A 24497-nucleotide genomic window follows, 5' to 3' on the forward strand; every position below is an offset into this window, starting at 1 on the left:
GGCATTAACGGTCAAATTTGTAGGTATAGACTTTGATTTTATAGTCGGCATGGGAGGAATATAAATGAGCACTATCGTAGAAGCAAGAAGTTTGAACAAAAAAGTAGATTTAGATAATAATAAGCTTCATATTTTAAAAGACGTAAATCTGGAGATAGAAGAGGGTGAATTCGTGGCGGTTATGGGGCCTTCTGGAAGTGGGAAATCAACACTGCTATATAATTTAAGTGGTATGGATAGAATTACATCTGGCAGTGTAAAATTTAAGGGAAGTGAAATCGCGAGTTTAAAAGAAGAAGAGCTGGCACAGATTCGACTGAATAACATGGGATTTATCTTTCAGGATATTAATCTATTAAAAAATCTATCACTGATTGACAATGTGATGTTTCCTGCTCTTGTATCAAAAAATGCGGATAAAAATGTAATCAATCAAAAAGCCAAAAAACTATTGGAAATGACGGGGATTGAAAAACTTGCAGAAAATAATATCACGCAAGGATCGGGTGGACAGCTGCAGAGAGTTGCCATTTGCAGAGCATTGATACATGAGCCAGATATCCTATTTGGCGATGAACCGACCGGAGCCTTGGATTCTAAATCAACAGCAGAGATTATGGCCATTCTTGCAGAGATAAATAAAAAAGGGACTACCGTAATGCTCGTTACACATGATGCAAATGTGGCAGCAAAAACCGAAAGAGTGTTGTTTATTGTAGATGGAAATCTTGTTGCACAGAAGGAAATGAGTAAATACGATCCGAAGCATGATGATAGTAAGAAAAGAGAAGAAAGTATTCTGAAGTGGTTAGTGGAGAATGGTTTGTAATTTTCCATTTGAAAGGTGTCTTCCATTAAGTTCCAGAACTTAGTTTAACGCCGGGGGTAACATGAGATATAAACAAACAAAATTATAAGAATGACTGGTAAGAAAAGTTAATATCATCCTTAAATGAAACCCATGGAATAGCTTATTTGAGATTACTTAGAGACTACTTCGTATCTATTCATGAACTATTACTATCAGAAAAAACTGGTTAACTTTCTGAAAGCATAACTAAACAACATCTATACCATTGTCAAAAACTCAAGAACCCATGCAATTAAATACTATATTATCGAGATGGGAATCTCAGGTCCTAACAGAGTTACTAGAAAAACTAAAGATAATGTATGTAACAGAGGGTGTGCTTACTTTTACCATTATTTTCGATAGGAGTGGGAGTTTCATTAGTGATAATACAAAATTTTTATGATTGTTAAGAACGGATTTATTATGTTAGTAATAATAGAAAAAGGCTGTTTTTATAGATTGATAGAACATTAGCCAATACGAGAAGCAAGCTATTTCATATAATGTTATTAAATCAGATATGAAAGGAGGTTTTCTTATGGGACGCCGTAAGATTAGAAACGTTAGAAGCAGTGGAAACAATAATAATTCCGTGGCAGGTGTAAATAACAGCAACAATAATAATTCCGTAGCAGGTGCAACGGATGAAGTAATCTATAGCCCAACAAGAAATGTAGTAAATACAACAACTAATGAACGTACAATTAAACGAGTGCATCCTACTCAGGTTGAAAATGTCAATAGAACTATTGTTAGAAATGAAAATTATTATCCAGTAACAGAATCAGATGTAAATGAAACAGTTGTTGAGAACTATGACTGTGGTAGCGATATTAACAATCCAAACTGTAGACGTGTAGGAGGAAGAAGAAAAGGAAAATGTGGCTAGTAAAGGTCGTTAAAAGCATCCATTATTCATGGGTGCTTTTTCTGTACTTCAATACAAATCTAATTTCAATAGATTATCTCAAAGGCATGAAATATAAAGACTTTGCTGCCTAGTGGGATCTGCACATAAAGGAAATAGCTACGCAGTCACTCATGGCATATTTTGAAACTATGCTAACATCGAATTTCACTGACGAATTTGCTGACAAACACATGATTATATTATGAAGGGACTATTTTTCTAACAAAGGAACTTAATAAATTATAGATTCTCTATTTTCACATGCAAAAATGCATTTCGATGTATAATGATTAACTGAAAATGCTCATTCATTTTTACTAAAATCAAAGAATATTAAAAGATTGGAGGATTTATAGTAATGAAGAATCTCTTTCTTGTATTTTTCGTGATTGCTTTGTTGCTCTACTTTGCCTGAGGTAGTGTAAATTCGGTAGTCCGCCACCATTGACTTAACTTTTGTCAGTGTTGTGGAAATATCGCAGGTGTGACATAAATAATGCCTAAGAGGCACACCTACTTAAATATGATAACTCGGACAAGTCGATTCTAAGCATTCGCCGGTGGGCTCCGACCCCTTCCAGCGTCTGCAAAGAATCGGGCGTTATAGTCAATGGAAAGCAGCTACGCTGTTGCTCTGGCTTTATTCCATAAATGAGTAGTTCTATTAGTGGCTCTCTTTTCCGCAAATGATGGCTAAGGCTAAACAGTTGGTCCGATATATTAAATTTTCTAGTGATTTCACACAAATAATAAACTCATAGAGTTTTAAGATTTAGTGTAAATTTTCCAAAGAAGATTCTTTGAGACGTCAGTACTATATTTATCTAATTTGTATCTCCGTTTCTAAATGGAAGAGACATTCATCTTATACTACTTGGCAATTTCACTTAATGATTTATACCGTTTTCTCGTTTTTAAGACCTCAACTTTTGTTCTACTGTTAATTATTAGTAAAGTAGTTCATGTAAATTATATTTTTTCAAGAGGATGTTGCGTCATATTTCCCAATGCAAAGAATGGAGGATTAAGGAAAATTAAGTCGAATATATTATAATATTATCATTTCACTTTTGAAAATTGTTTGTTGAATTACACGTACAAGGTTTTAATCGGTCATTTATTAATAGTTTTTACTGTAGCTTGACTTCGTTATAAGTTTATTGTCATTGTGCTGTTAATAGCATTATAGGTTCATGTCTACTGAGAACATCAATCGCAGATTTCAAAGTTGGGTTAAATATGAATTTTATTCATGCTTTATTTCCCTTTCCATGAAGGATCTACAGATCAAAAAATAATTAGAAATCTAAGAACTTATATTAAGAGTTAAAATTATAAATAATATCTAAATTTAACTATTAAACTATTTTTCTGATTAATATAAAAAATAAAATAAAAATATTTACAAAAATATAAAATAATAGTAAATTATAATTGCACACATTAAATGACATAATTGTATGAAAAATTAGACTGGAAGGAGTGAGAGGAAATGAAGAAACTTTTAGTAATTATTGACAACTTTGGTAACATTCTCAACTGTTAGTGAAGCTGCAAGCGTTAGTCCATATTCTCAAACAATTCGGGGTTCTGATCAAAAAGCAAGTTGGACCTTTTCATGGAATCAAGGTGGAGCGAATGCAGTAAGATTTAATCCTGGGGATGGAGCAGGAAGTAGATTATGGGATTCTAGAAATTCAAAAGGTTATAGTCAAGTTTATTATACTTATAGTACTAATGAAAGATTGACATCTTATAGACCTTCATTTTCAGCTGTAAAACTATCTGATGGCACAGCCGAAACAGCTAGCGCATATGTCGAACATAGGTTACCATAGCTAGCTAAGGAAAATATGTATTTGGAAATACCTTTAAGTTCCACTTAAAGGTATTTCTTTTAGGAGGAATAACTTTGATTAAATTGCAAGATATCGTAATGAGATTCGGGACAACTCCTGTTACTATTGCACTAAATAAAATAACGTTGAATGTGGATCAGAACGATTGGGTCACTGTATTAGGAGCATCTGGGTCAGGGAAAACAACTTTGTTGAATATTATTGGAGGTATATTGAGCCCTTCTTCAGGGATTATACAAATAGATGCTGTGAATCTTAATGATATGGAAAAAGCTGATATACAAGAGTATCGTCGTAACAAAATCGGCTTTATTTATCAAGATTTTAAGCTGTTTAATCAGTACACTGTATTAGAAAATGTGATGATACCACAATTACCGTATGTCAAAAGGAAGATAATCGAGGATAACGGGAAATCTCTCCTAGAAAATGTAGGATTAAGCCACCGAATAAATCATTTTCCGACAGAATTATCAGGGGGAGAAAAGCAAAGGGTGGCTATAGCCAGAGCTCTCTTAAATAACCCGGATATTTTATTATGTGATGAGCCTACAGGTAATTTAGATAGTAAGAATACAGAAAAAATTATGCAAATTATCCAAAAACTACATAAAACAGGAATTACAGTAATTTTTGTCACCCATGATAATAGTTTAGTTGAAAATGGTAACCGAATTCTAACCATGCAGGATGGGATGATAAAGGAGTACGTAGGGGTATGAACCAACTATTAAAGAAAAATATTACAAAAAATAAAAAGACAAATCTGTTGTTCATCTTTGCGTTTTTTATTATTTTTTCTATCGCACCAATTGCTCTATTCTCCATTACAAATATGTATAACCATATACATGCTGATATTGCTGAACATTCTAGGGGAAGTTATGATCTATTAGTTCGCTCTCCTGATGCAATTACAACTATTGAAAAAGAACTAGGGATTGTTCCGGAAAATTACTTAGGTGGAGGAAGAGGAGGTATTTCGCTAGCGCAATGGAATGAAATTAAGAATAGATCAGACATTGAAATTGCTGCTCCAGTTGCCTCTTTAGGCTATTTTACAGGGATTAATACAACATTAGGTGTGTTACCCTCTCCTAATCATGCATCAGCATATCGAGTGGAATATTCCACGACTGATGGGGTTAATGACTATGTATATAATGCATATGAGCAAATATTTTTAGAGACTAGTAGTGAACTTTATCCAATTGTTAATCAAAATGAAATGTTTCATTTTATGCATCCCAAGCATGCTCTATTCCCCCTTCCAGTTACGTATAATCACCTAGTAGGAATAGATGCAAAAGAAGAAGAAAAGTTAACTGGTATTAGCTTTACATCTATTAAGCACGGAGAGGAAGAAAAGGGATTGGCCCAAGATTTTGGATCTGATCCAGATTTATTAGAAAGTGTTCATATTATTCCTGTTATGCAGTTACAAGATAGTGATATATCGGTAAAAGCTAAAATAGAAATGGGAGAATTACCTTTAACAAGTGAAGATACACTTCAGTTTCAGGATCAATTGGGAGTAAGCGAGGTATATGAGTTCAACAATAACCTCGAGGAATCTAAATATAAACAATTTTTCGAAAATCTAATGGAAACATCAAAAGAGAATGAGATATATCATGAACTGGATATAACAGAACATATTAAGCCTTTCAATGCAGAAGCTAAGGGGCTTGTTGTAAAGGAAAATGGGGAGCTTGTTGACATGGATGAGTATAGCAATAATGTGAGCTACGCTAACTCTTTAAATTGGAATGATATAACACGCTTCTATATAGCGACCCCTGTGAATTATGAACAAACATCTGAAGGACTTCGAGTTGAAAAAGTAGGACAAGAAAATGGTATTCCCATCTATCGCCATATTGAAGAAAAAGGATTAAGTATTAGAGAGGCTGATCAATCATATGAATCACTGTCTGTAATGACTGATCCAGTAGGCTATTATCATATAGACGGGAAGGAAGAAAGTTTATCATCTAGTCCATTAGGCATATATCAATTAGAGCCAGTAAAACATAGGGATGTTTCTGGAGAGGAAATTACGTTAACTCCCACCTTTACTGCCGGAAGCTTTGTCACTGCTCCTGCTGAAGGAATAACTAATATAGAATCGGCAGAATTTGTAAAGGGAGATAACCCAATTGATGCTATACGTGTCAAAGTTGCAGGGATTGATGAATATTCTCCAGCAGCAGCAAAGGAAATTGAGAGGATAGCCAATGAGATTACTGATATGGGATTGCATGTTGATGTTGTTGCTGGTTCTTCTATACAGGTTATCGATGTGGAAGTAGAAGGTGTAGGAGTAGTTCAAGAATCATGGACGACATTAGGAGCTTCTGGCCAAATCGTCGGGCAATGGGATACCACTAACCTATTATTGGGATTAGTCTTTATGCTAGTTTCAATTATTTACGTTATAAATCGAATTAAAGTGTGGGTTGCAGAGAAAGAGGAAGGGATACGACAATTCATATTGCTTGGATGGAAGTACAAACATATCAAAAAAATGCACAGAAAAGAGATTATTAGTTTACTTGCAGTTTCTATTTTATTATCATTTCTGGGTGTTGCAGTCTTTATGCATTCAGAAGAGCAATACTTCATGTTACTATTAATTCAAATATTGGTTATTCTGTTGATGGTGATCTTTGTAATAGTGTTACTAACAAAGCTATTTAATAGTATTTTTGAAGAGAAATGCAAGAAAGGGACTCATAAAGTAAAAGTAACCACGTCTTTAGTACTGAGAAATGTATTGTACTACCGAAAAAGTATAGTATCAACCTTCCTTCAAATTCTATTAGTAAGCTCGTTAGCCTCTTTTGTTTATTTATCATTAACAGAATCGGTAACGCAAACAAATCTAACAATACTAGGACAACATATAAACGCTGAAGTAAATAGTTGGAATAAGACTCTCATCATTTGTACGTTTTTATTAACGCTGATTACATTAATTGAGAATATGAGTACGATGCTTCAAAACCGGAGAGAAGAGATAAATAACTATAAATTTCTTGGGTGGAAGATAAGGAATATAAAGGTTCTATATATGAAAGAGATATCTCTTTGGACAGGTATTGCCTTGCTAGTTGGTAGCATCATAAGCTTCTTTCTTTTCTTCAGTTTTTATCCAGTAAGTATGAGAAATATTTTCTTCATCATCTCAACAGGACTGTGTTTATATATGTTAATTGTGATCGTATCTTATAGTATATTAAGGAGAAAATTGAAATATTCATATGCTTAAAAAAGAATCCTAAGCGGATAACTGATTTGGATATGGATGATAGACCCTAAAAACTTTCCCCTTAACGGTTTCGGAGTACCGTACTGTAAATTTATCAGATTACAATTTACCTACAGTAAAAGTACAAATTTAGGAACAAACTTGTAAAATATAACATAACACCTTGGTTGTTAAATACCTAGGCGTTATGTTATATAATGGAACTTAAGGTGTGTTTAGCAAAGGATGGTTATTAAATGAAAAAAATAGAAAGGCAATGATATTGATTTTAGTAGATTTGCTGTCTATTAGTCTTATCTTTAATTATAAGTTTTATAGAACCAATCAAGAAAGAAACAATTATTATAACACTTATATAAATGTTTTTTTACGAGATCAAGAATACAATAGCACAACTGGATTCGATAATTGAAGGAAAAAACAAAACAGATTTGCGTAAAGAATTTTCATCTTTAACAGAAACTTTGAGTAACATCGATTATATGATTAGTAGGGTGCCTTATTATATTGACGGTATGGGAGGATTATCCAATTATAATGGAGATGCGTTAGCTGTTATTGATCGCGGAACTAATTATGAGGAAATAACATACCATCATTTATTGAAGATCATGAACTTAACCAACAGGAAATAGCTTATTTGAGATTACTTAAAGACTATTTCGTATCTATTCATGAACAATTGCTATCAGAAGAAACTGGTCAACTTTCTAAAAGCATAACTAAACAACTATTTAACGATATTATAAGCTAGAATATTTTTGTCTTTAAAAAAGAAGATGAATTATTAGAAGAATACATAAAGCATAGTAAAAATTAGAAAAGTGGCCATTAAGGCTGAGGTATAATGTGTAAAAGGTAACGGAAATTCTCTTTTATCTTAATCTATACCATTGTCAAAAACTCAAGAACCCATGTTATTAAATACTATATTATAGAGATGGGAATCTAAGGTCTTAACGGTATTTACTACATTTTTTGTTGGGGTATAGATTACTTCATCTGTTGCACCTGCTACGGAATTATTATTGTTGCTGTTATTTACACCTGCCACGGAATTATTATTGTTTCCACTGCTTCTAACGTTTCTAATCTTACGGCGTCCCATATATAGACTACTTCCTAAGTGCAAAGGAGGTGTTGTTTATTTTATAGACAGACGCTAACGGATCATTTTTAAAATTTCCATGAATAGTAATAAAATCGTTATTGTAAACCATATAGTAATCTTTTACGTTTTGCGTATATAATAGATGGTTTGTAGGATAAGATAATGGAAAAAGGGAGCTTGACCAATGCCTAACTATGTCCCTTATTTGATCCTTACTATTATAAGCATAACAATATTGACTATAGTAATTGTTCATAAACGACAATTTGGTTTAATTGTACTATTTCTGTGTTTTTCTGGAATGGTATATATAGCAGAACTTTTTGTCATGATCATTGGAAACAGCTACTTTTATATTCCTGAAGTACTCTCTGTACAATACTACGACCACATACTAGGGGCAATTGTTTCAAATTTATTTGTCATTCCTACCTTAGGTATAGTAGCCGCGGTGTACCAGCTTAGGTTACGTTGGTTCGTACTATTTGCAGTAATATTGGTTGGTGTAGAATGGTTATTTGAGTGGCTAGATATTTATCATGCAAACTGGTGGTGGAAGGGATATACGTTCATCTCTGTATTGTTTTTCCTTTTATTAAGTAAGTTCTGGATGCGTGCTCTTCAGTTAGGTACTAAATGGTCACGTTTTCTATCGTTGTGGATGCAGGGTTGGAGTGGTACGGCTACTGTGATGTACATAATGTCTGTTGCGACAATTCGTCATTATGAATTTGGTTTTTTTGAAAATGTTTATCGTGATAACATGTTTATATCGGCGATCATGGGCTTGATAAAAGGTCTAATTTTTGTTGTAGCAATTATACAATTCCGAAAACTCCGCTGGCGTTTATTTGCACCTATTTTGGTTTACGGAATTGATTTGCCATTGTATTACTTAGGTGTCCTCGTGGTTGAAATACCATTTTGGGTGTATACAAGTATTTATTTCGTGCTGGCAACTCTTTTACTCTGGTGGATCCAGTATGCCTACTCTTTTATTTCCAAAATTGCAAGATGATTTTTTATAAGCAGGGATGGTTCCTTGCTGGTCTAATTTATAGAACTATTAACATTAATTTTACTAACAAAATCAGTTCAAAATACGTCACAAACGAATTTTATAGATAGAAATAAATGATACTTGTTATGCCACACTATTGAACACATTGTTAAACACCTCTTTCCTCAGATATCTATGTCGGACTTTGAACACAAACTTTTTAGCAATCGACTTGTTACCACCTTCACCAGTTAAATACTCTACTACATTTTTTATCATACTTGAGACCATAAATAACCCACTATAACCTTAAGAGCGCAGATCAGAGCAGAGCATGAGTTTTTCCTTTAATTCATTATGAATTTTTTTTACAAACTTTCCAAGTAGCATTGCCTTTTATTTTGTTTAATGAATAATAACATAGAAGTTAACCATTCTAAATTACAAGGGAATCAGGGAGTTAATAGAGATGATGATTACTATTATAGATAGTAAATTTGCTAAGGACATTTCTCTTGCATTAGTTTTTCGTTGATTTGTATCAACAAAATCGTTTATACATTTCTCCTAGATTCCGCATGGGAAAGGTGATTTTATAACAAGTTAAGTATTGATATTTTCTACTTTGGAGGATTCTATGAACAACCAGATTAGCATTTCTCAGTTTTTTATTATTTTTCTATTAAGTACAGGATTAATTAATCATGTACTTGTTATCCCTTTAATAATTGACGTTGCTGGTCGCGATGCCTGGATTAGTGCTATTATTGGTTTTTTTATGATTATCCCATTTCTTTGCTTATTGTTGTATGTTACAAAGCGGTTTAATAATGTCTCTATGTTTGAATGGCTGGAAACAAATTATAGTATCGTCCTTCGGAGAGCAGTTGCTATGTTGCTGGTTGTTTTCCTTTTTATTACTGGTTTTATAACTTTAAAGGAAACAGTGACCTGGACACATAATACGTATTTGCTCAATACCCCAATAATGGCTATCGGGTTCTCAATACTTATCGTTTCATTGTATATTTCCTATGAAAAGATAAATGTCATTGCAATTTGTGCTGGTGTATTGATTCCTTTTGTAATCATATTTGAAGTGTTTGTAACTGTTGGTACTATTCCAGATAAAAATTATTCGTTAATATTGCCAGTTCTTATTCAGAATGGTTGGGTTGATGTCATGAAAGGGTCCATTTTTGTTTTTGGATCATTAATAGAAATCTTTCTATTATTAATGATCCAGCATGAAGTCGCAAAGAAAGTGAAATTTCGTCATTTGATATTATTATCTCTATTTTTATTTTTTCTTACATTGAGCCCTTTAATAGGAAGTATTGCAATTTTTGGAACAGAGGAAGCAGGAAGAATAACATACCCTGCATTTATGCAATGGAGAATACTTAGTATCGGTCAATATTTTAATCATTTAGATTTTTTATCTATTTATCAGTGGCTTTCAGGTTCTTTTATTCGTTTGGCGCTTATTATGTATTTAATAACAAAAACATTCAAACTTAAAGAAAAAAGACAGCATATAATTATACAAACTGTTGTTTGCATATTCTATTTATTACTTATTCTGTTACCCATATCGGACGAGCAATTCTCACTCTTTTTAAGTAGATATTTTTATCTAGCAACAAGTATTTTTGGGATTATGATGACGGTATTTTTAGCTTTTCTTATAAAGAAATCTATGAATGGAATGTCGGCACATGAAAAATAATAATGCAGATATAAATGCTGCTTATTTTTATGATATTTTTCAACATTCTTCTGATGTGATAGTTGAGAAACATAGAATAAATAGTGAGAAAAAAACAGACGATATCATCGTTGTATATTGTGAAGGTTTAATTAATAGTGATCTGTTGGTAGAAAGTATTCTTCCGGAAATTCGGAAGGCTAACATTAAGGGTTCAGTGGAAGAAATAAATTGTTCTGATTCTATCAAATGGGTTATGGATCACTCATCAGTAGCTAAAGAAATACAAAATAAAGTTTTTGATGGGTATACTGCTATACTAATAACAGAAACAATTTATTTTTTTAATACATCTAAACCTCCACAAAGGTCACCTGAGGAATCAACAACTGAAGTGTCTGTTAAAGGACCACGGGATGCCTTTATAGAAGATATTGGCACAAATATTGCTTTAGTTCGCAAGCGTTTAAAAACGGATTCATTGGTTGCTAAATCCTTCACTATAGGGAAAAGGAGCAATTCAAAAGTATGCCTAGTTTATATGACAGATATACAAAATGAAAAAATAATTAAGGAGGTTACAGAGCGTTTAAAAGGGATTGATATAGATATAGTAAGCAGTGATAATCAACTGGCTGAACTACTTGTGGATTCCCGCTATTCTTTTTTTCCGTTATTAGAGAGCGTATCACGACCCGATGGAGTTGTTAACTATTTGTCCCGTGGACGCTTCGCAATTTTTATAGATAATGTACCAAATGTTATTATTGGGCCAGCTAATCTAGGCGTTCTCTTGAAAACGTCTGAAGATGACCATATGCCGTTTTATTATGCTTCATTTGAAATTTTAATAAGAATTGTTGGATTAGTATTGTCTATTTTCCTTCCATCATTTTGGGTCGCTTTATCTACATATAATATGGCTCAGATCCCTTTTTCATTGCTTGCGACAATTGGTGCTAATCGAATTGGTATTCCTTTTAACACCACCATTGAATTGTTGCTAATGATCGGTCTTTTTGAGCTTTTTCGTGAAGCAGGTGTCAGATTGCCAAAAGCTGTTGGACAGACAGTTGCCGTAGTAGGAGGACTTATTGTTGGTGATGCTGCAATTAGAGCGGGATTAACATCCCCAACAATGCTTGTTGTCTCATCTATTACTGCTGTTGCGACATTTACATTAGGGAATCAATCCTTGTTTGGAACTGTTACTATTTTAAGGTTATTTTCCATACTATGCGCCGGTGTTCTAGGAATGTATGGTTTTTTCCTCAGTATGTTTTTGATTATTGGCTACCTTGCTAAACTTGAATCTTTTGGAATACCATATTTAAGTCCTATTTCCCCATTCGTTAAAGATGATTTTCCTAAAACGATGCTAAGAATTCCAGTAAATAAGCAAACTAAACGTGCCAGTATACTTAACCCAATGGATGATGACAGGCAGGAGGAAAAATAAATTGAGACTATACAAAGGTGTTTGGATAGGAGCTATTCTGTTACTTACTTTAAGTGGTTGCTGGGATGAAAAGGATGTCGGTGAAGTTAATTTTGCTACAGCTATTGGCATAGATTATGTGGATGAAAATTATATACTCTATGTGCAAATGATGGATTTCGCCAATGTAGCTAAAAAGGAAGGGGGGAAGCAATCTGAGGATGTTTCATTATTTATTGGAAAAAGTTTAGGATCTACGTTAAATGAGGCAGTGACTAATTTATATCATACATCCCAGGAATCGATTAATTGGGGACAAGTTGGAGCAATCATTTATTCGGAATCTGTGCTGAAAAAGGGAATTGAGACCTTTGAACAAGCCATAAATAGAAATGGAGAGTTTCGTTACACACCATGGATGTTCGCTACAAAAGAACCTGTGGAAGAAATACTTGGTGTTTCTGGCTTCTTCAAGTTACCACCTCTCTATACGATTTTATACAAACCAGAAAATGGGTACAGAGTGCATTCGTTTATCAAGCCAATAAGAATGCATAAGTTTGTTTCAATCTATAAGGAACCAGGTAGTACTGCAGTATTACCATCTATAAGTTTAGACTATGATTCATGGAAAGAGATTTCTACAAAGGAAGACCCCAAAAAAACGTTGAAAATAAATGGTGGTTTTCCGATTGTCCAAGAAAAATTTACGAAATGGATGTCTCTTGAAGAATTAAAAGGATTACGGTGGATTGAATCTGATACGGAAAATACTCCGGTTAAGATTATAGAAGACGAAAAAGTTATAGGAATGGTAGAAATAAGTAGACCCTCGACGAATATAAAACAGATAGAAGAAGGGAGAAGTGCAAAATTTAACATTGAATTAAAAGCAACTGGACAATTAACGGATCTAAAGGAAAGTAGATCGTTAGAAGAAATAGAACAATTGATAAATCATCAAATTGAAGAAGAAATTAGAAAAACTTATCAAATAGGGTTGGATAATAATACTGATATATATAGTTTGAGAAGGATTTTATTTCGCAATGGTATGAAGCTTGAAAATGTGAAAGATTTCCAACTTACAGAAGAAACTTTAAATGAAATTTCAACCACCTTTCATCTTGAAAGTAAAGGTATATATGATTGAGGGAGAAGCAATTGAAAACAGTTCTCTTGTACCAGTTTTCATAATATTAGAATAGAATGGTTTCACTGTTAGTGGCTCTTTCCGAAGTTTTTAAACAAATTATTTAGATTACGAGACTACCTGTGGTACCGATTAAAATATTACTCGTGTTTATTTTCAAAGTTTATATAAAACTCTCACTTATACAAAAAATTGGAATATAAGGATTTACCTTTCATCGGGTATAAAGTTATAGTAAAATTGAACTGGTGATTGGAAGTAAAGTAAATATATGGAACCATTACAACTTTCATCACATATAAATTTGCAACTAAAGTAGCATTTATGCAGTAGGTGCAGATAAATAAAAAACAATTTTTTATTCATTCCTTCGATAATAGCAAACTCATTGAAAAGTGAGGACGCAAAGCTACGGGCCTAATGGAATAATTTCTATGGCAGCCGGGTTGCCGAAAAGGTTGGAGATAATATTAATGATGTATTAATTTACATTTTTATGTCCACCGATATTTCGTGTGGACTTTTTTATTTTCAATTTGTCTTGCTAGTAGAGGAAATGATAGGAGAAAGGAAAGGAATTAGCATGTCACAACAAGAACACTGGAAATCAAAAATTGGCTTTATTTTAGCGGCTGCAGGATCTGCGATTGGCTTAGGAGCTATTTGGAAGTTTCCTTATGTTGCAGGAACTGGTGGTGGAGGAGCGTTCTTCTTCTTATTCTTAGCATTTACACTTGTGTTGGGAATGCCACTATTATTAGGGGAATTTATTATTGGGAGAAAGGGACAAAGTAATCCGATCGATGCGTATAGTAAACTAACATCCAATCCGAAATGGAGTTTTATAGGTAAAATTGGAGTATTTACTAGCTTTATACTTTTATCTTTCTACAGTGTAGTCGGCGGTTGGATTATCCTATATATCGTAAAAATAGTGTCGGGTGGATTAAACGGACTGGAACAAGGGCGATATATGGAGTTATTCGAAGAAATTATCTCGAATCCTTTTGCGACGCTTACTGCTCAGTTCGTATTTATGCTTATATCCATTCTTGTCGTTTCTAAAGGAATTCAAAAAGGAATAGAATTAGCAAGTAAAATCATGATGCCTGCTCTACTAATACTCTTTATTGGATTAGTGATTCGTTCGTTGAGTCTTGATGGTGCAATGGAAGGCGTGAAGTTCCTATTAGTACCTGATTTTTCAAAATTGACGTCAGAAAGTATATTATTTGCACTTGGACAGTCATTTTTTACGCTTTCTTTAGGGGTTTCCGTTATGGTAACTTATGCATCTTACTTACCTAGAACGCAAAATTTACCACAATCAGCTTTTTCTATCATTATATTAAATACAATTATCGCATTATTAGCAGGATTAGCTATTTTTCCTGGGGTCTTCTCCTTTGACCTCGAACCGAATGCGGGTCCGGTTTTAATATTCGCGGTTTTACCTGAAGTATTTAACCAAATGCCTTTTGGGATGTTTTTCTTTTTAGCCTTTTTAATTTTGTTTTTATTCGCTGCTTTAACATCTGCCTTTTCTATGATTGAAATTATTGTGGCTTCCGTTACGAAAAATAATCCAATGAAGCGTAAAAAATCAACTTGGATAGTAGGAATTCTTATTTTTATCGTTGGTATACCATCTTGTTTATCTTATGGTATTTTGGCAGACGTACAGCTATTTAATAAAACATTTTTCGATCTAATGGATTTTGCAGTAAGTAATGTTTTAATGCCCTTAGGTGCACTATTAATTGCAATTTTTGTATCCCGAAAAGTATCAAAGGATGTACTATTTACAGAATTAAAGTCTGGTTCGAACATAGGATCCGTTTTCTTTTCGATATGGTTTGTCTTATTAAAATATGTAACTCCGATTGCAATTATTATTGTCTTTTTAGATGTATTAGGGTTATTTAATTGGATAATAGATTTATTTAATTAGGAATACAACAAGTTAAAACTTCATGGAGGTTATGTGTATGGCGACAATGAAGGAAATGCAAAAATTGTTTCCAAGTATAGATGGTAATGAATATCAAAGAGAAGAAATAATCTCTCATATAAAAAATATTTTTACGGAGATAGATGAGTTAAAAGATCCTTCCAAATTAACATTAGGGGAAATGCCAGAGTATACCGAGGATTACTATAACCGTGTTATTCAACAGGCAATGGTTCCAGAAATGGGATTACCTATGGAAGATACAGTCCAAAAGCTTTTAAACTTAGTGAAAGGACATCGCTATGTTAATCGCAATTATGTAGCAAATGCAGCGCCGCTACCAAACATAGCGAGTATTTTAGGTAATTTGATAATGGTATTGGTTAATGGTAATAACCTCTGGGATGTGGAAGGTCCAGCGGCAGCAACGGCAGAAGTAGAAGTAACAAGTATGCTATCAAAGTTAATCGGATATGATGCAACCGTTAGTACAGGTTATACAACCTGGGGAGGGCAAGGAGCTGTTTTTCAATCCTTACGTCTTGCTATTGCTCGCCACGCTCCACAATCGAATCGCAATGGAGTACCTAACAATGTCTATTGTTTCTGTTCGGAGCTTTCTCATTATAGTCTGTATAAATCAGTTGAAGCGACTGGGATTGGCATAGATAACATGATTCGAGTGAAGGTTAAAGAGGATCACTCTATGGATTTAGAAGACTTACAAGAAAAAATGGAGCAGGTGATAGCTGAAGGCGGTATTCCTCTCTATGTTCTTGCTACCATGGGTACAACAGATACATTTGGAATAGATGACCTTGCAGGGATGAAAAGAATTACGGAAGAGTTGGAACAAAAAAATGGTTTAAATCCAATCTATATTCATGCCGATTCTGCAATGGGAGGTATGTACACCTTCTTTAATGAGTATGACTTCGAAAATAATCCATTGCAGTTTGATGAAAAGGTATGTGACGTATTAACTAATTATCAGCAGAAATTTAGAAACATAAGATTGGCAGATAGTATGGTATTTGATTTTCATAAACTTGGACAAACACCATATATTACTAGTTTGTTTTTGATAAAAGACAAAGAATACTTAAAATATGTAGATTTAGATGCTTCTGAAACACCATATGTTGGAAATCGTGGATATGGAAGCTACCATACAAGCTATACACTGGAATGTTCTCGAATGGGAAGTGCAATGGCGATATATGCTTCGTTATTAGCATTTGGTGTGGAAGGTTATCAAGAGCTATTAGCTAATTATATCCGTGTAAATATTGCTTTTAGAGAAGCATTAACCAAAGAGGTTCAGAATGTAGCAATGACGAATGATATTTCACCGATCACGACTTTCCGCTTTTATCCAGAAGCACAAAAATGGAACGATGAGCGGGATGGTCATTTGACATGTGAAGAAATGACGGAAATTAATCAGTTTAACGATGAGTTTGCAGAAGTACTTGGATTGGAAAGGGATACGATTTTCTTTGGCAATACAAGAAAGCAGCGTTTAATAGAACCTGTAAATTCAGACCAGCGAATTCCAGTGTATGCACATAAGTTTTTTGCCGTTTCCCCATATACAACAATAGAGGAAATTGATCGTTATGTTGCTTTTTTAAAGGAACATATGGCATTTTATCTTAAAACTCGTGAACAAATATTGGTTTAAAAAGAGAATAGGAGAAACAAAATGAATAAATTTAGAAAACTATCATTTACAACAAAAATTATTATTATATCTACTTCTTTAATGCTTTTAGTAGGAATTACTTTACTCGTTAGTAGCATTAAGATTCAAAAAGATGTATTAGAAGAAGAAATGGAAAAACAAGCAGTGGACATTGCTAATCAATGGGGAGAGCAAATTGACCAGGGATTAGTAGCTGAGGCGGCTGAAAATCCAACTCCGGATGGAAATGTACAAAAAGAGTTAATTTCATTTTTTGATTCCATCTCAGCAAATAACCCACTTGTAGCTCAAGGTTATATACTAGGCACTGAGCTTCAGGATGGAAAATCAGTTATTATTTCCACACCTACTCATATGATTGAGGCTTTACAAGAATTTGATATTCACCTTGGTGATCTATATGAACAACCGAATGTAATGATTGAAGGTATTCATGAACTTGTGGAAACAGAGGAGATCACAACATCTGAAATATATGATGATGATTTTGGAACATGGATTACGGTTCTTTATCCGATTACGAATAACTCGGGTGAACTTTATGCTTATTTCGGAGTAGACGTAGATGCTAGTATGGTTAAAGAGGGAACCAATCGATTTTTGACTAACTCCTTGATCATTCTTATACCGTTAATAATTGTATTTGTGATTATTAAAATTATCTCTATTCGTAAAAATGCCCAGCCACTAAAACATTTAAATTCGGGTATTGATGAAATGAGAAAGGGAAATTTAGATATTCACTTACCAACTAGAGAAGATGATCTAGGGAAGATGAATGAAGCCTTTAACTATATGGCCCAAGAATTGAGAAATATGATTAGTAAAATAGGTGAGACGTCTACTACGGTTTTACAGTCTTCAGACCTTGTAAAAAATGTAACGGATCAATCGAAAGAAACATCTGTCCATATAAGTGATAATATCAAGCAAATGACAAGTGGTATTCAAACACAAGAAGCTGCTATTATGGAGTCTTCCAATGCAATTGAACAGATGGCAAGTGAAATTGAGGGAGTTGCAAGCTCGTCACAAGATATTACGGTAGTTTCGAAGGATATGGCATCTGTTTCTCATGATGGTTTATCCGCTATCCAAAATGTGATATCTCAAATGGATACCATTAACAAAACAGTGGAACAATCAAGTAAAGTAGTAACCTCTTTACAAGACCGTTCGAATGAAATTAGTAGTATTCTAGAAGTTATTACAGGCATTTCGGAGCAGACCAACTTACTTGCCTTAAACGCAGCAATTGAGGCAGCGCGAGCAGGTGAACATGGACAAGGGTTTGCTGTTGTTGCACAGGAAGTTAGAAAATTAGCAGAGGAATCCAGTGAGTCAACGGAAAAAATCTCCAAAATTATCGAAGAAATTCAAATGGAAACAAGTAATGCTGTTTCTGCTATGGAGATCGGAACAAATGAAGCACAAAAAGGAACGGAATACGCACATACCACGGGAGAGTTATTCGAGAAAATTAAAGCATTTACAGAACAAGTTACGAATAAAATTGAGGATATTTCTGCTGCTTCTCAAGAAATTTCTGCTGGTACCGAAGAAGCATCTTCGTCAGTTAAGGAATTAACGGTTGTTGCAAGTAATAATTCTGAATTCGCATTAGAAATAGAAGCGAGTACATCTGAACAAGTTGAATCCGTTAACCAATTATCAGATGCTGCTGAAGAATTGAACCACCTTGCGCAAGAATTACAATCCATGATTACAAAATTCAAAGCATAATTAGACGGGACGAAGGGTCAGTCCCCTCGGGACGGAGGGACAGACCCCTCGACCCAGAATGAGGAGAGGAAAGGTAAACGTATTATTCGTTTACCTTTCCTCTCATTTTGTGTCTATTTACGCACCATTTTCATTAAATGGGGATGGTTCGAAATCAATTTCAATGTCATATTCTTCTAAGAACTGTATATAATTCTCTGTGGATATCGTTTGTAATTTTGAAAAGTCTTCGTCGTCTTCTCCTAACGCTCTAAACCTATCTAATGTAAGGACGGTTTCACCATCTCCAGAAAGTGCTACAAAACTGGATCTTTGGAAATCATCGCTATCCGTATCATCAAGGTACTCATCTTTATATGTGGAATCAAAATAGGTAATATCAGCCGTATCAGGTCCTAGCCATGTATTTGTATCCACATTAAATATAACCTGTCCATATTCCCTTATTTCATCGATCACATATCCATTAGGTCGGACAAAATTCATTTCAAAACCATGTCCTAACTGGATCTCTTCTTCGGTGTCTCTATCATATATATAACTGTCAACATAATTATAATGTTTTCCACCAGTTACTCCACGATATCGATACATAATGTACTTTCCGTCTGGAGAAATTCTGCCTTCAACAGTTGTCGCTTCATCATCATCCGGAACCGATTGAAATGGAACGGGTTCTGAGTCGCTAGTTGTATCGTATACATAGGAATTCCAATTTTCATCATTAGCTCCATAGATGAAGAAAACTTCACCATTATGGTCAAAATTAAAGCCTAATATTGTTGGCATATCTTCTATTTCAATAAAAGGCTCTTCTCCGTCTTCTGTTAATTCATAAATCGTTCCATCTTCACTGTACTCTACTGTAAATAAAACTCTACCGTCATTCAGTACTTTTAAGTTTCTATCACTATCGGTAGAATGTGTAATAGTGTTTTCTGTAATATCATACACAACGGAAACTCTAGTTTCGTTTTCATCCTTACAAGAGCCTGTAAAATAGATTGTATCTGATTCTTTCATAGAGAAGATACAATCTGTAAAACTATCTATAGATGAAGCATCAATCATATCGCCGTTGTAATAAAAATATGGTGTCCTCTCTTCATCCTCGCCTGTATCATCTTCTAGATTAAAAAATACTACACTTCCATCATAATTAATGGAAATATTATCTCGAGAAATATCCTCCTCTTCCTGAAGAGAATGAATTTCAGTGACTATTGGTTCACCCACCTCCGAATTGGAATCATTTTCTTCCGTGTTCGAATCCGATTCACCTTCGTTAGTACCTGAATCTGAGTTTCCTTGTACAGGTTCTGTAGTATCATCATCTGAACTACAACCTATTAAAAGTAATCCGGAGAATAAAATAACCATAATCAGTTTGAAATATTTTTGCACTACTATCTCCTCCCATCAAGTAATAAAATTAGCAATCATTACCAATGAAGTCAACGATCTACCATATTTTTTCTGAAAAACAGTACTAAAGACATTGTGTGTTTTATAGGTTAGTTAAATTTATAGGTGTTTTATCCTATTCGTTTTCACTCGGTAAATAAGATTTTTTTCAGTATTTTTACAAGGGTGTACAATCCATACAATTTTCTTAAAAAAATTTACCCAATCCCCCCAAATTTTGAACCATACTCACGTATAGATAAGTGAATGGAGAGAAAGGCAAAATCATTGAAAAATGATGACGCAAAGCTATAGGGACTAAGGAGCATTTCTATGTCAGCCAGCTGCCGTCGAAACAATGCAATGACCCTCTCTTTTTACTAGATTCATAAGGAAGTGGATGGAGGTGACAGATTGAAAAACAGGACAAGCTTAACTCTATTTTTCTGTATATTTTTACTTCTACTATTAGGGGCGTGTCAAAAAGATGAAAATAAAACGGCACAACTAGATGAAGGAAATGATATGGAAGAACAGCAAGAGGAACAAAACTATCTTTATCAAGATGAAATGGTTAAGGTTGTCGATACAGCAGGCTGGAAAAAGGAGCAAGAAAATACCGATGATCGTGATAATAATATTGTATTTAAAAATGGAAAAGTGAAAGTTATTTTAACGTCTGTTTCCAACGAACGTTCGCTAGATGAGATCAAAAGGGAATTAAAGGCGTCATTCGGTAACAGTGAGGCAATCGAGGAAACAGAGCAGTATCTTTCCTTAAAAACGAATCGAAAAGATAGTGTTCGAACAGATATCTATTTAAATAATGGTACGAAACAAACTGGAATTATTATTTTTATGACCCCTCTTAAAGATTATGAAACGAATCAAGCAATCATAGAAGAGTTTAAACAAAACATACAATTCTTTTAATATGGAAAAGGTGGTATTACAATGAAAAAAATTATGTCTACAGGTATTTTTAGTATCGTTTTATTATTTACAGGAAATGTTTATGCCGAGGAAAATGAAGTAGTAGTTGATCCTGATTCAGATCTCTATGATACCTCACGATTAATAGAGGACGTAGAATATGAATTAACGGAAGAAAATAGTGAAAAGGCACTTCTTCAAGATGAATTTGCAGAAGATCGCTTAAATGAAGCGGAATTATCTCTTGAGGAAGATAATGAAGAAAAAGTAGAAGAGTTACTAGAGGATTATGAAGAGCATATGGAACAGCTGGAAGAAGATATGGAAGAAGCAAAAGAGTCAGGTGAAGATACAACGGAAGTGGAAGAAACAATAGTGGAAAATAGTCAAAAACGTTCCGAAAACCTAAAAGCCCTTCTAGAACGTGAAGATATACCAGAAGTTGCGAAGGCCGGTATTGCAAAAGCATTAGAAAATCAACAAAAGGCTGAGCTTAGACATTTAGCAGCTCTTCAGAAAGCAGAAGAAGCACAATCTACTGAAGAAGAAAAAGAAGTAGAAATTACCGAAACGGAAGAAGTGGAACAAGAAAAGGCACAAGAGAAAGCAGAGCAAAAGGCAGAGAAATTAGAAGAAAAGGCTGAAAAAGCTCAAGCAAAGGCTGAGAAAAAACAAGAAATGGCGCAAGAAAAAGCAGAAAAAAAGGCAAAGAAAGCTGAAGAAAAGGCAAAAAAAGCTCAAGCGAAAGCTGAGAAAAAACTAGAGAAAGCGCAAGAAAAAGCAGAAAAAGAACAAGAGAAAGCACGAGAAAAAGCAGAAAAAGCCAAAGAGAAAGCAAAAGAAGATGAAGATGAAGAAGAAGATAATGAAGATGATGAAGATGAAGAAGATGAAGATGATGATGAAGAGTAAAAATAAGAAGTAAAGCTGCGGAAAAAGCTAACCAGAGGAAAGTTCAAATTGGTGAACCGGCTTCGGAAGAAAATAAATAACACCAGCTAATGGTAAGAAACAAGAGGAAGGTTCGGAGAGATCTGAGCATGGAGAACAAAATACGGGTGGAGAGCACACATCAGTTGGTCACAAAGAAATGACTTCAATTACACCATAGTTACTACAATTATAATGAAATGGAATGCAATAGTACCCACTTTTTCCAATAAAAGGGGGTACTATTCTTCGTTAAATAGGTTTACCCTCAGGTAGATAGTAGAGTACGATTATTAATAAGAGTTCTACAAGGAGGGCAACATGGAAACTTCAATTCTAAAAGAGACCTTAGTAGAAGTTAGACAAGGCAACGAATTTGCTAGAGAACGATTGATTCGACACTATCGGCCATATATCTTAAATACTGTTGGTCATATTTGTAAACGATATGTGAACTGGAGTAGTGATGAAACTAGCATAGGTCTTATTGCATTTAATCGTGCAATAGACACATACGAGAGTGAAAAAGGGCGCACCTTTTTAAATTATGTATATTTATTAATTCAACGAGATTTAATTGACTACTTTCGAAAAGAAAAGAGACATGTGCATCGTATATCAGATAATGATGGGTTAGAACATGATCATGCTGAAATTATAGCATCATTAAATTCGTACCAAAAAACAAACCAAACTTCAGCACTCGTGGACGAAATATTAGAGCTTGATGAAAAGTTAGGTAAGTTTAACATTGCCTTTGAGGAGTTAGAGAGTCATAGCCCGAAACATCAAAAAACGCGAATCAAAGTTATGGAAATGGCCACTGAATTTATGAAACACCGAGATTTAATTGATGATTTAATAGATAAAAATGTTTTTCCTGTATCTGCGTTTACTAAAAGAACAGGGTACAGATCGAAATCAATTGAGCGATACCGAAAGTACCTGATTACCATTATTATGATTAAGCTACATTCGGATTGGAAACATCTTGCAACGTTTGTTCAAGTCGGGCCAGGGGGTGTAAGAATATGAAAAAACATACAATTGAAGGCATCGTGACCAAAGTGACGGAGACGGAATATGTTCTTCTTTGCAAAGATGGTACATTCAAAAACATACTGCGAACTGAAGATGACATGCCAATGATAGGTGAAAGAAGGACGTATTCTACCAAAGTGAATACTATTCCCATCAAGCTTGTATCTACAATAGGAATGGTGGCGATTTTGTTTATTGCTTTTTTATCTAATAGTATGATTCAAGATCAATCTGAGACACACTATATTGCAGCCATTGATATTAATCCAAGTATTGAGGCGCATTTAGATCAGAACTTAAACGTGTTAGAACTATCCCCTTTAAATACCGACGGAAAACAAATCGTTGATACGATTAATTTTGATGATCTAGATTTTTATCAGGTGGTTGAACTCATTGTATCTGAATCGATTGCAAATGATTATTTAACGGTAGAGGAAAAAGGTAGAATTGAGACCTCCATTGTGAAGGTAGCGAATGATACTGATCCTGATATTGATAATGAACTAAAGGAAGTGTTACAAACGCAACTTGAACGTCATAACATTGTTGCAGATGTACAGGTATTCAATGAGACAAAGAAATTATACGAAGAAGCTGAACATGAGAATATTTCGATGAATAAATATAGACATTTTCAAGCATTAAGAGAAAAAGGAATCGTTCAAGATATTCAGGAAGTAAAAGAAAAATCTGTAAAGCAATTACAGGAAATGAATTCCGAAGAAGATAAGAAAAGATCTCCTGCTGATGAGGTAGAGCATGGTAAATCTGTAGGAGAAGATCATGAACCAAATTCTGAATCAAAGCAGGATCATACACGATCAGAAAGTAATAAAAAAACAAATCAACCGAATAAAAAGCCTAGCATTCAAGATAAAGAAGAACCACCTAATGATAAAGCTATAAAAGAAAAAGATAGGAAGAATAAATCTAATCAAAAGAAACCAACACCTAAAAATGAAACAAAGCCAATTACAACCCCCAAAAAAGATAATCGACCTGATGAAGAAAGTGGAAATGACAAAGACGAAAAAGAAGAAAAAGAAGAACAAAAGAAGCCAGAAGCGAATAATAGACAATCTAATGATACTAATCCCGGAAAAAGTGAAACGGGTATGGAGAACAAATCAAAGCCAGAAGAAAAGGAAGAAAACAAGGAAGAATCTGCCACTGAAAAAGAGACTCCTACTGGTGAAGAGAACATGCAATCAAGAGATGAAAATGCAAAGGAAAATCCCCCTTCTCGTGACCAGTCTAAACCATAATACGAATGGAGAAACCCATTTTTGGGAGCTTTCATATGCGTGAGATGATTTACATTCACTCTGAAAATTGTATTCTATATGTACACGTTAAAAGCTAACTTTCCTAATGCAGGAAAGTTAGCTTTTTTTTCGACATTTACATGTAAATGTCGATAACTTTCTCAATAAATATAAAAAATTTAACTTACTCATAACAAATTCAATAGTACAGGTTTTTCA

Annotated in this window: 18 protein-coding genes, 1 pseudogene and 2 riboswitches; of the genes and pseudogenes, 17 read left to right on the forward strand and 2 right to left on the reverse strand. The window is 34.1% G+C overall.

All coding sequences use genetic code 11. From position 1 onward, the window contains the following. Positions 1–64 precede the first annotated feature (64 nt). The 6 genes from ACFSTA_RS20460 (at position 65) to ACFSTA_RS20485 (ending at position 7528) form a co-directional block, all read left to right on the forward strand. On the forward strand, positions 65–829 hold the full coding sequence (locus tag ACFSTA_RS20460; RefSeq protein ID WP_377558687.1) for an ABC transporter ATP-binding protein: 765 nt from the start codon (positions 65–67) through the stop codon (positions 827–829). 562 nt (positions 830–1391) lie between these two features. Continuing rightward, entirely contained in the window at positions 1392–1742 is a 351-nt protein-coding gene (locus ACFSTA_RS20465; protein ID WP_377558688.1) for a spore coat protein, read from the forward strand. A 1535-nt stretch (positions 1743–3277) separates the two neighbouring features. Further along, positions 3278–3601, forward strand: coding sequence for a hypothetical protein (locus ACFSTA_RS20470; protein ID WP_377558689.1), 324 nt, complete (start codon positions 3278–3280; stop codon positions 3599–3601). Positions 3602–3675: 74 nt separating this feature from the next. Then, a complete protein-coding gene (locus ACFSTA_RS20475; RefSeq protein ID WP_377558690.1) occupies positions 3676–4344 on the forward strand; it encodes an ABC transporter ATP-binding protein in 669 nt (222 codons plus the stop codon). Beyond that, a complete protein-coding gene (locus ACFSTA_RS20480) occupies positions 4341–6893 on the forward strand; it encodes an FtsX-like permease family protein (RefSeq protein ID WP_377558691.1) in 2553 nt (850 codons plus the stop codon). The genes ACFSTA_RS20475 and ACFSTA_RS20480 overlap by 4 nt, the downstream gene beginning before the upstream one ends. Positions 6894–7324: 431 nt before the next feature. Then, positions 7325–7528 (forward strand): hypothetical protein, encoded by a 204-nt coding sequence (locus ACFSTA_RS20485; protein WP_377558693.1) that lies wholly within the window; start codon positions 7325–7327, stop codon positions 7526–7528. A 269-nt stretch (positions 7529–7797) separates the two neighbouring features. Here the strand turns inward: ACFSTA_RS20485 and ACFSTA_RS20490 are convergent, their stop codons facing one another. After that, positions 7798–8001 (reverse strand): hypothetical protein, encoded by a 204-nt coding sequence (locus ACFSTA_RS20490; RefSeq protein WP_377558694.1) that lies wholly within the window; start codon positions 7999–8001, stop codon positions 7798–7800. A 187-nt stretch (positions 8002–8188) separates the two neighbouring features. On the opposite strand from ACFSTA_RS20490, the gene ACFSTA_RS20495 reads away from it, so the two are divergent. The 7 genes from ACFSTA_RS20495 to ACFSTA_RS20525 all read left to right on the forward strand — a co-directional run bounded on the left by ACFSTA_RS20495 (position 8189) and on the right by ACFSTA_RS20525 (position 18702). Further along, the gene (locus tag ACFSTA_RS20495; protein WP_377558695.1) at positions 8189–9022 is read left to right on the forward strand and encodes a hypothetical protein; all 834 of its coding nucleotides are present in this window, start codon (positions 8189–8191) and stop codon (positions 9020–9022) included. Positions 9023–9641: 619 nt separating this feature from the next. Further along, entirely contained in the window at positions 9642–10733 is a 1092-nt protein-coding gene (locus tag ACFSTA_RS20500) for a GerAB/ArcD/ProY family transporter (RefSeq protein ID WP_377558696.1), read from the forward strand. Beyond that, positions 10723–12171 carry a spore germination protein gene (locus tag ACFSTA_RS20505; protein ID WP_377558697.1) on the forward strand — a complete coding sequence of 483 codons (1449 nt, stop codon included), beginning with the start codon at positions 10723–10725 and terminating at the stop codon, positions 12169–12171. Before ACFSTA_RS20500 ends, ACFSTA_RS20505 begins: the two co-directional genes overlap by 11 nt. A gap of 1 nt (position 12172) precedes the next feature. Continuing rightward, positions 12173–13303 carry a Ger(x)C family spore germination protein gene (locus tag ACFSTA_RS20510; RefSeq protein WP_377558698.1) on the forward strand — a complete coding sequence of 377 codons (1131 nt, stop codon included), beginning with the start codon at positions 12173–12175 and terminating at the stop codon, positions 13301–13303. Positions 13304–13671: 368 nt separating this feature from the next. Next, positions 13672–13757, forward strand: a riboswitch (cyclic di-GMP riboswitch). 129 nt (positions 13758–13886) lie between these two features. Then, positions 13887–15254: a sodium-dependent transporter gene (locus ACFSTA_RS20515; RefSeq protein WP_377558699.1), complete on the forward strand. Its 1368-nt coding sequence runs from the start codon at positions 13887–13889 to the stop codon at positions 15252–15254. A gap of 46 nt (positions 15255–15300) precedes the next feature. After that, complete coding sequence (locus ACFSTA_RS20520; RefSeq protein ID WP_377558771.1) at positions 15301–16938, forward strand: pyridoxal phosphate-dependent decarboxylase family protein; 1638 nt, start codon at positions 15301–15303, stop codon at positions 16936–16938. Positions 16939–16959: 21 nt separating this feature from the next. Further along, positions 16960–18702: a methyl-accepting chemotaxis protein gene (locus ACFSTA_RS20525; RefSeq protein ID WP_377558700.1), complete on the forward strand. Its 1743-nt coding sequence runs from the start codon at positions 16960–16962 to the stop codon at positions 18700–18702. 117 nt (positions 18703–18819) lie between these two features. Here the strand turns inward: ACFSTA_RS20525 and ACFSTA_RS20530 are convergent, their stop codons facing one another. Beyond that, positions 18820–20106, reverse strand: a complete 1287-nt coding sequence (locus tag ACFSTA_RS20530) for a hypothetical protein (RefSeq protein WP_377558701.1) — start codon at positions 20104–20106, stop codon at positions 18820–18822. Positions 20107–20374: 268 nt separating this feature from the next. Then, positions 20375–20458, forward strand: a riboswitch (cyclic di-GMP riboswitch). Between the two features lie 62 nt (positions 20459–20520). Between ACFSTA_RS20530 and ACFSTA_RS20535 the strand changes: the two genes are divergently transcribed. The 4 genes and pseudogenes from ACFSTA_RS20535 (at position 20521) to ACFSTA_RS20550 (ending at position 24278) form a co-directional block, all read left to right on the forward strand. Continuing rightward, a complete protein-coding gene (locus ACFSTA_RS20535) occupies positions 20521–21039 on the forward strand; it encodes a hypothetical protein (RefSeq protein ID WP_377558703.1) in 519 nt (172 codons plus the stop codon). 33 nt (positions 21040–21072) lie between these two features. After that, a pseudogene (locus ACFSTA_RS20540) lies at positions 21073–21405 on the forward strand (DUF5667 domain-containing protein); the annotation flags it as partial. A gap of 885 nt (positions 21406–22290) precedes the next feature. Beyond that, positions 22291–23004, forward strand: a complete 714-nt coding sequence (locus tag ACFSTA_RS20545) for a sigma factor (RefSeq protein WP_377558704.1) — start codon at positions 22291–22293, stop codon at positions 23002–23004. After that, on the forward strand, positions 23001–24278 hold the full coding sequence (locus ACFSTA_RS20550) for an anti-sigma-I factor RsgI family protein (RefSeq protein WP_377558705.1): 1278 nt from the start codon (positions 23001–23003) through the stop codon (positions 24276–24278). The genes ACFSTA_RS20545 and ACFSTA_RS20550 overlap by 4 nt, the downstream gene beginning before the upstream one ends. Positions 24279–24497 lie beyond the last annotated feature (219 nt).

The organism is Ornithinibacillus salinisoli (genome assembly GCF_042684965.1).
Classification (GTDB): domain Bacteria; phylum Bacillota; class Bacilli; order Bacillales; family Amphibacillaceae; genus Ornithinibacillus; species Ornithinibacillus salinisoli.

Coding starts and splice junctions, on each gene's coding strand:
- ACFSTA_RS20550 (WP_377558705.1), top strand. CDS start 23,001: ATGAAAAAACATACAATTGAAGGCATCGTGACCAAAGTGACGGAGACG.
- ACFSTA_RS20465 (WP_377558688.1), top strand. CDS start 1,392: ATGGGACGCCGTAAGATTAGAAACGTTAGAAGCAGTGGAAACAATAAT.
- ACFSTA_RS20500 (WP_377558696.1), top strand. CDS start 9,642: ATGAACAACCAGATTAGCATTTCTCAGTTTTTTATTATTTTTCTATTA.
- ACFSTA_RS20545 (WP_377558704.1), top strand. CDS start 22,291: ATGGAAACTTCAATTCTAAAAGAGACCTTAGTAGAAGTTAGACAAGGC.
- ACFSTA_RS20480 (WP_377558691.1), top strand. CDS start 4,341: ATGAACCAACTATTAAAGAAAAATATTACAAAAAATAAAAAGACAAAT.
- ACFSTA_RS20505 (WP_377558697.1), top strand. CDS start 10,723: ATGAAAAATAATAATGCAGATATAAATGCTGCTTATTTTTATGATATT.
- ACFSTA_RS20490 (WP_377558694.1), bottom strand. CDS start 8,001: ATGGGACGCCGTAAGATTAGAAACGTTAGAAGCAGTGGAAACAATAAT.
- ACFSTA_RS20515 (WP_377558699.1), top strand. CDS start 13,887: ATGTCACAACAAGAACACTGGAAATCAAAAATTGGCTTTATTTTAGCG.
- ACFSTA_RS20520 (WP_377558771.1), top strand. CDS start 15,301: ATGAAGGAAATGCAAAAATTGTTTCCAAGTATAGATGGTAATGAATAT.
- ACFSTA_RS20495 (WP_377558695.1), top strand. CDS start 8,189: ATGCCTAACTATGTCCCTTATTTGATCCTTACTATTATAAGCATAACA.
- ACFSTA_RS20460 (WP_377558687.1), top strand. CDS start 65: ATGAGCACTATCGTAGAAGCAAGAAGTTTGAACAAAAAAGTAGATTTA.
- ACFSTA_RS20525 (WP_377558700.1), top strand. CDS start 16,960: ATGAATAAATTTAGAAAACTATCATTTACAACAAAAATTATTATTATA.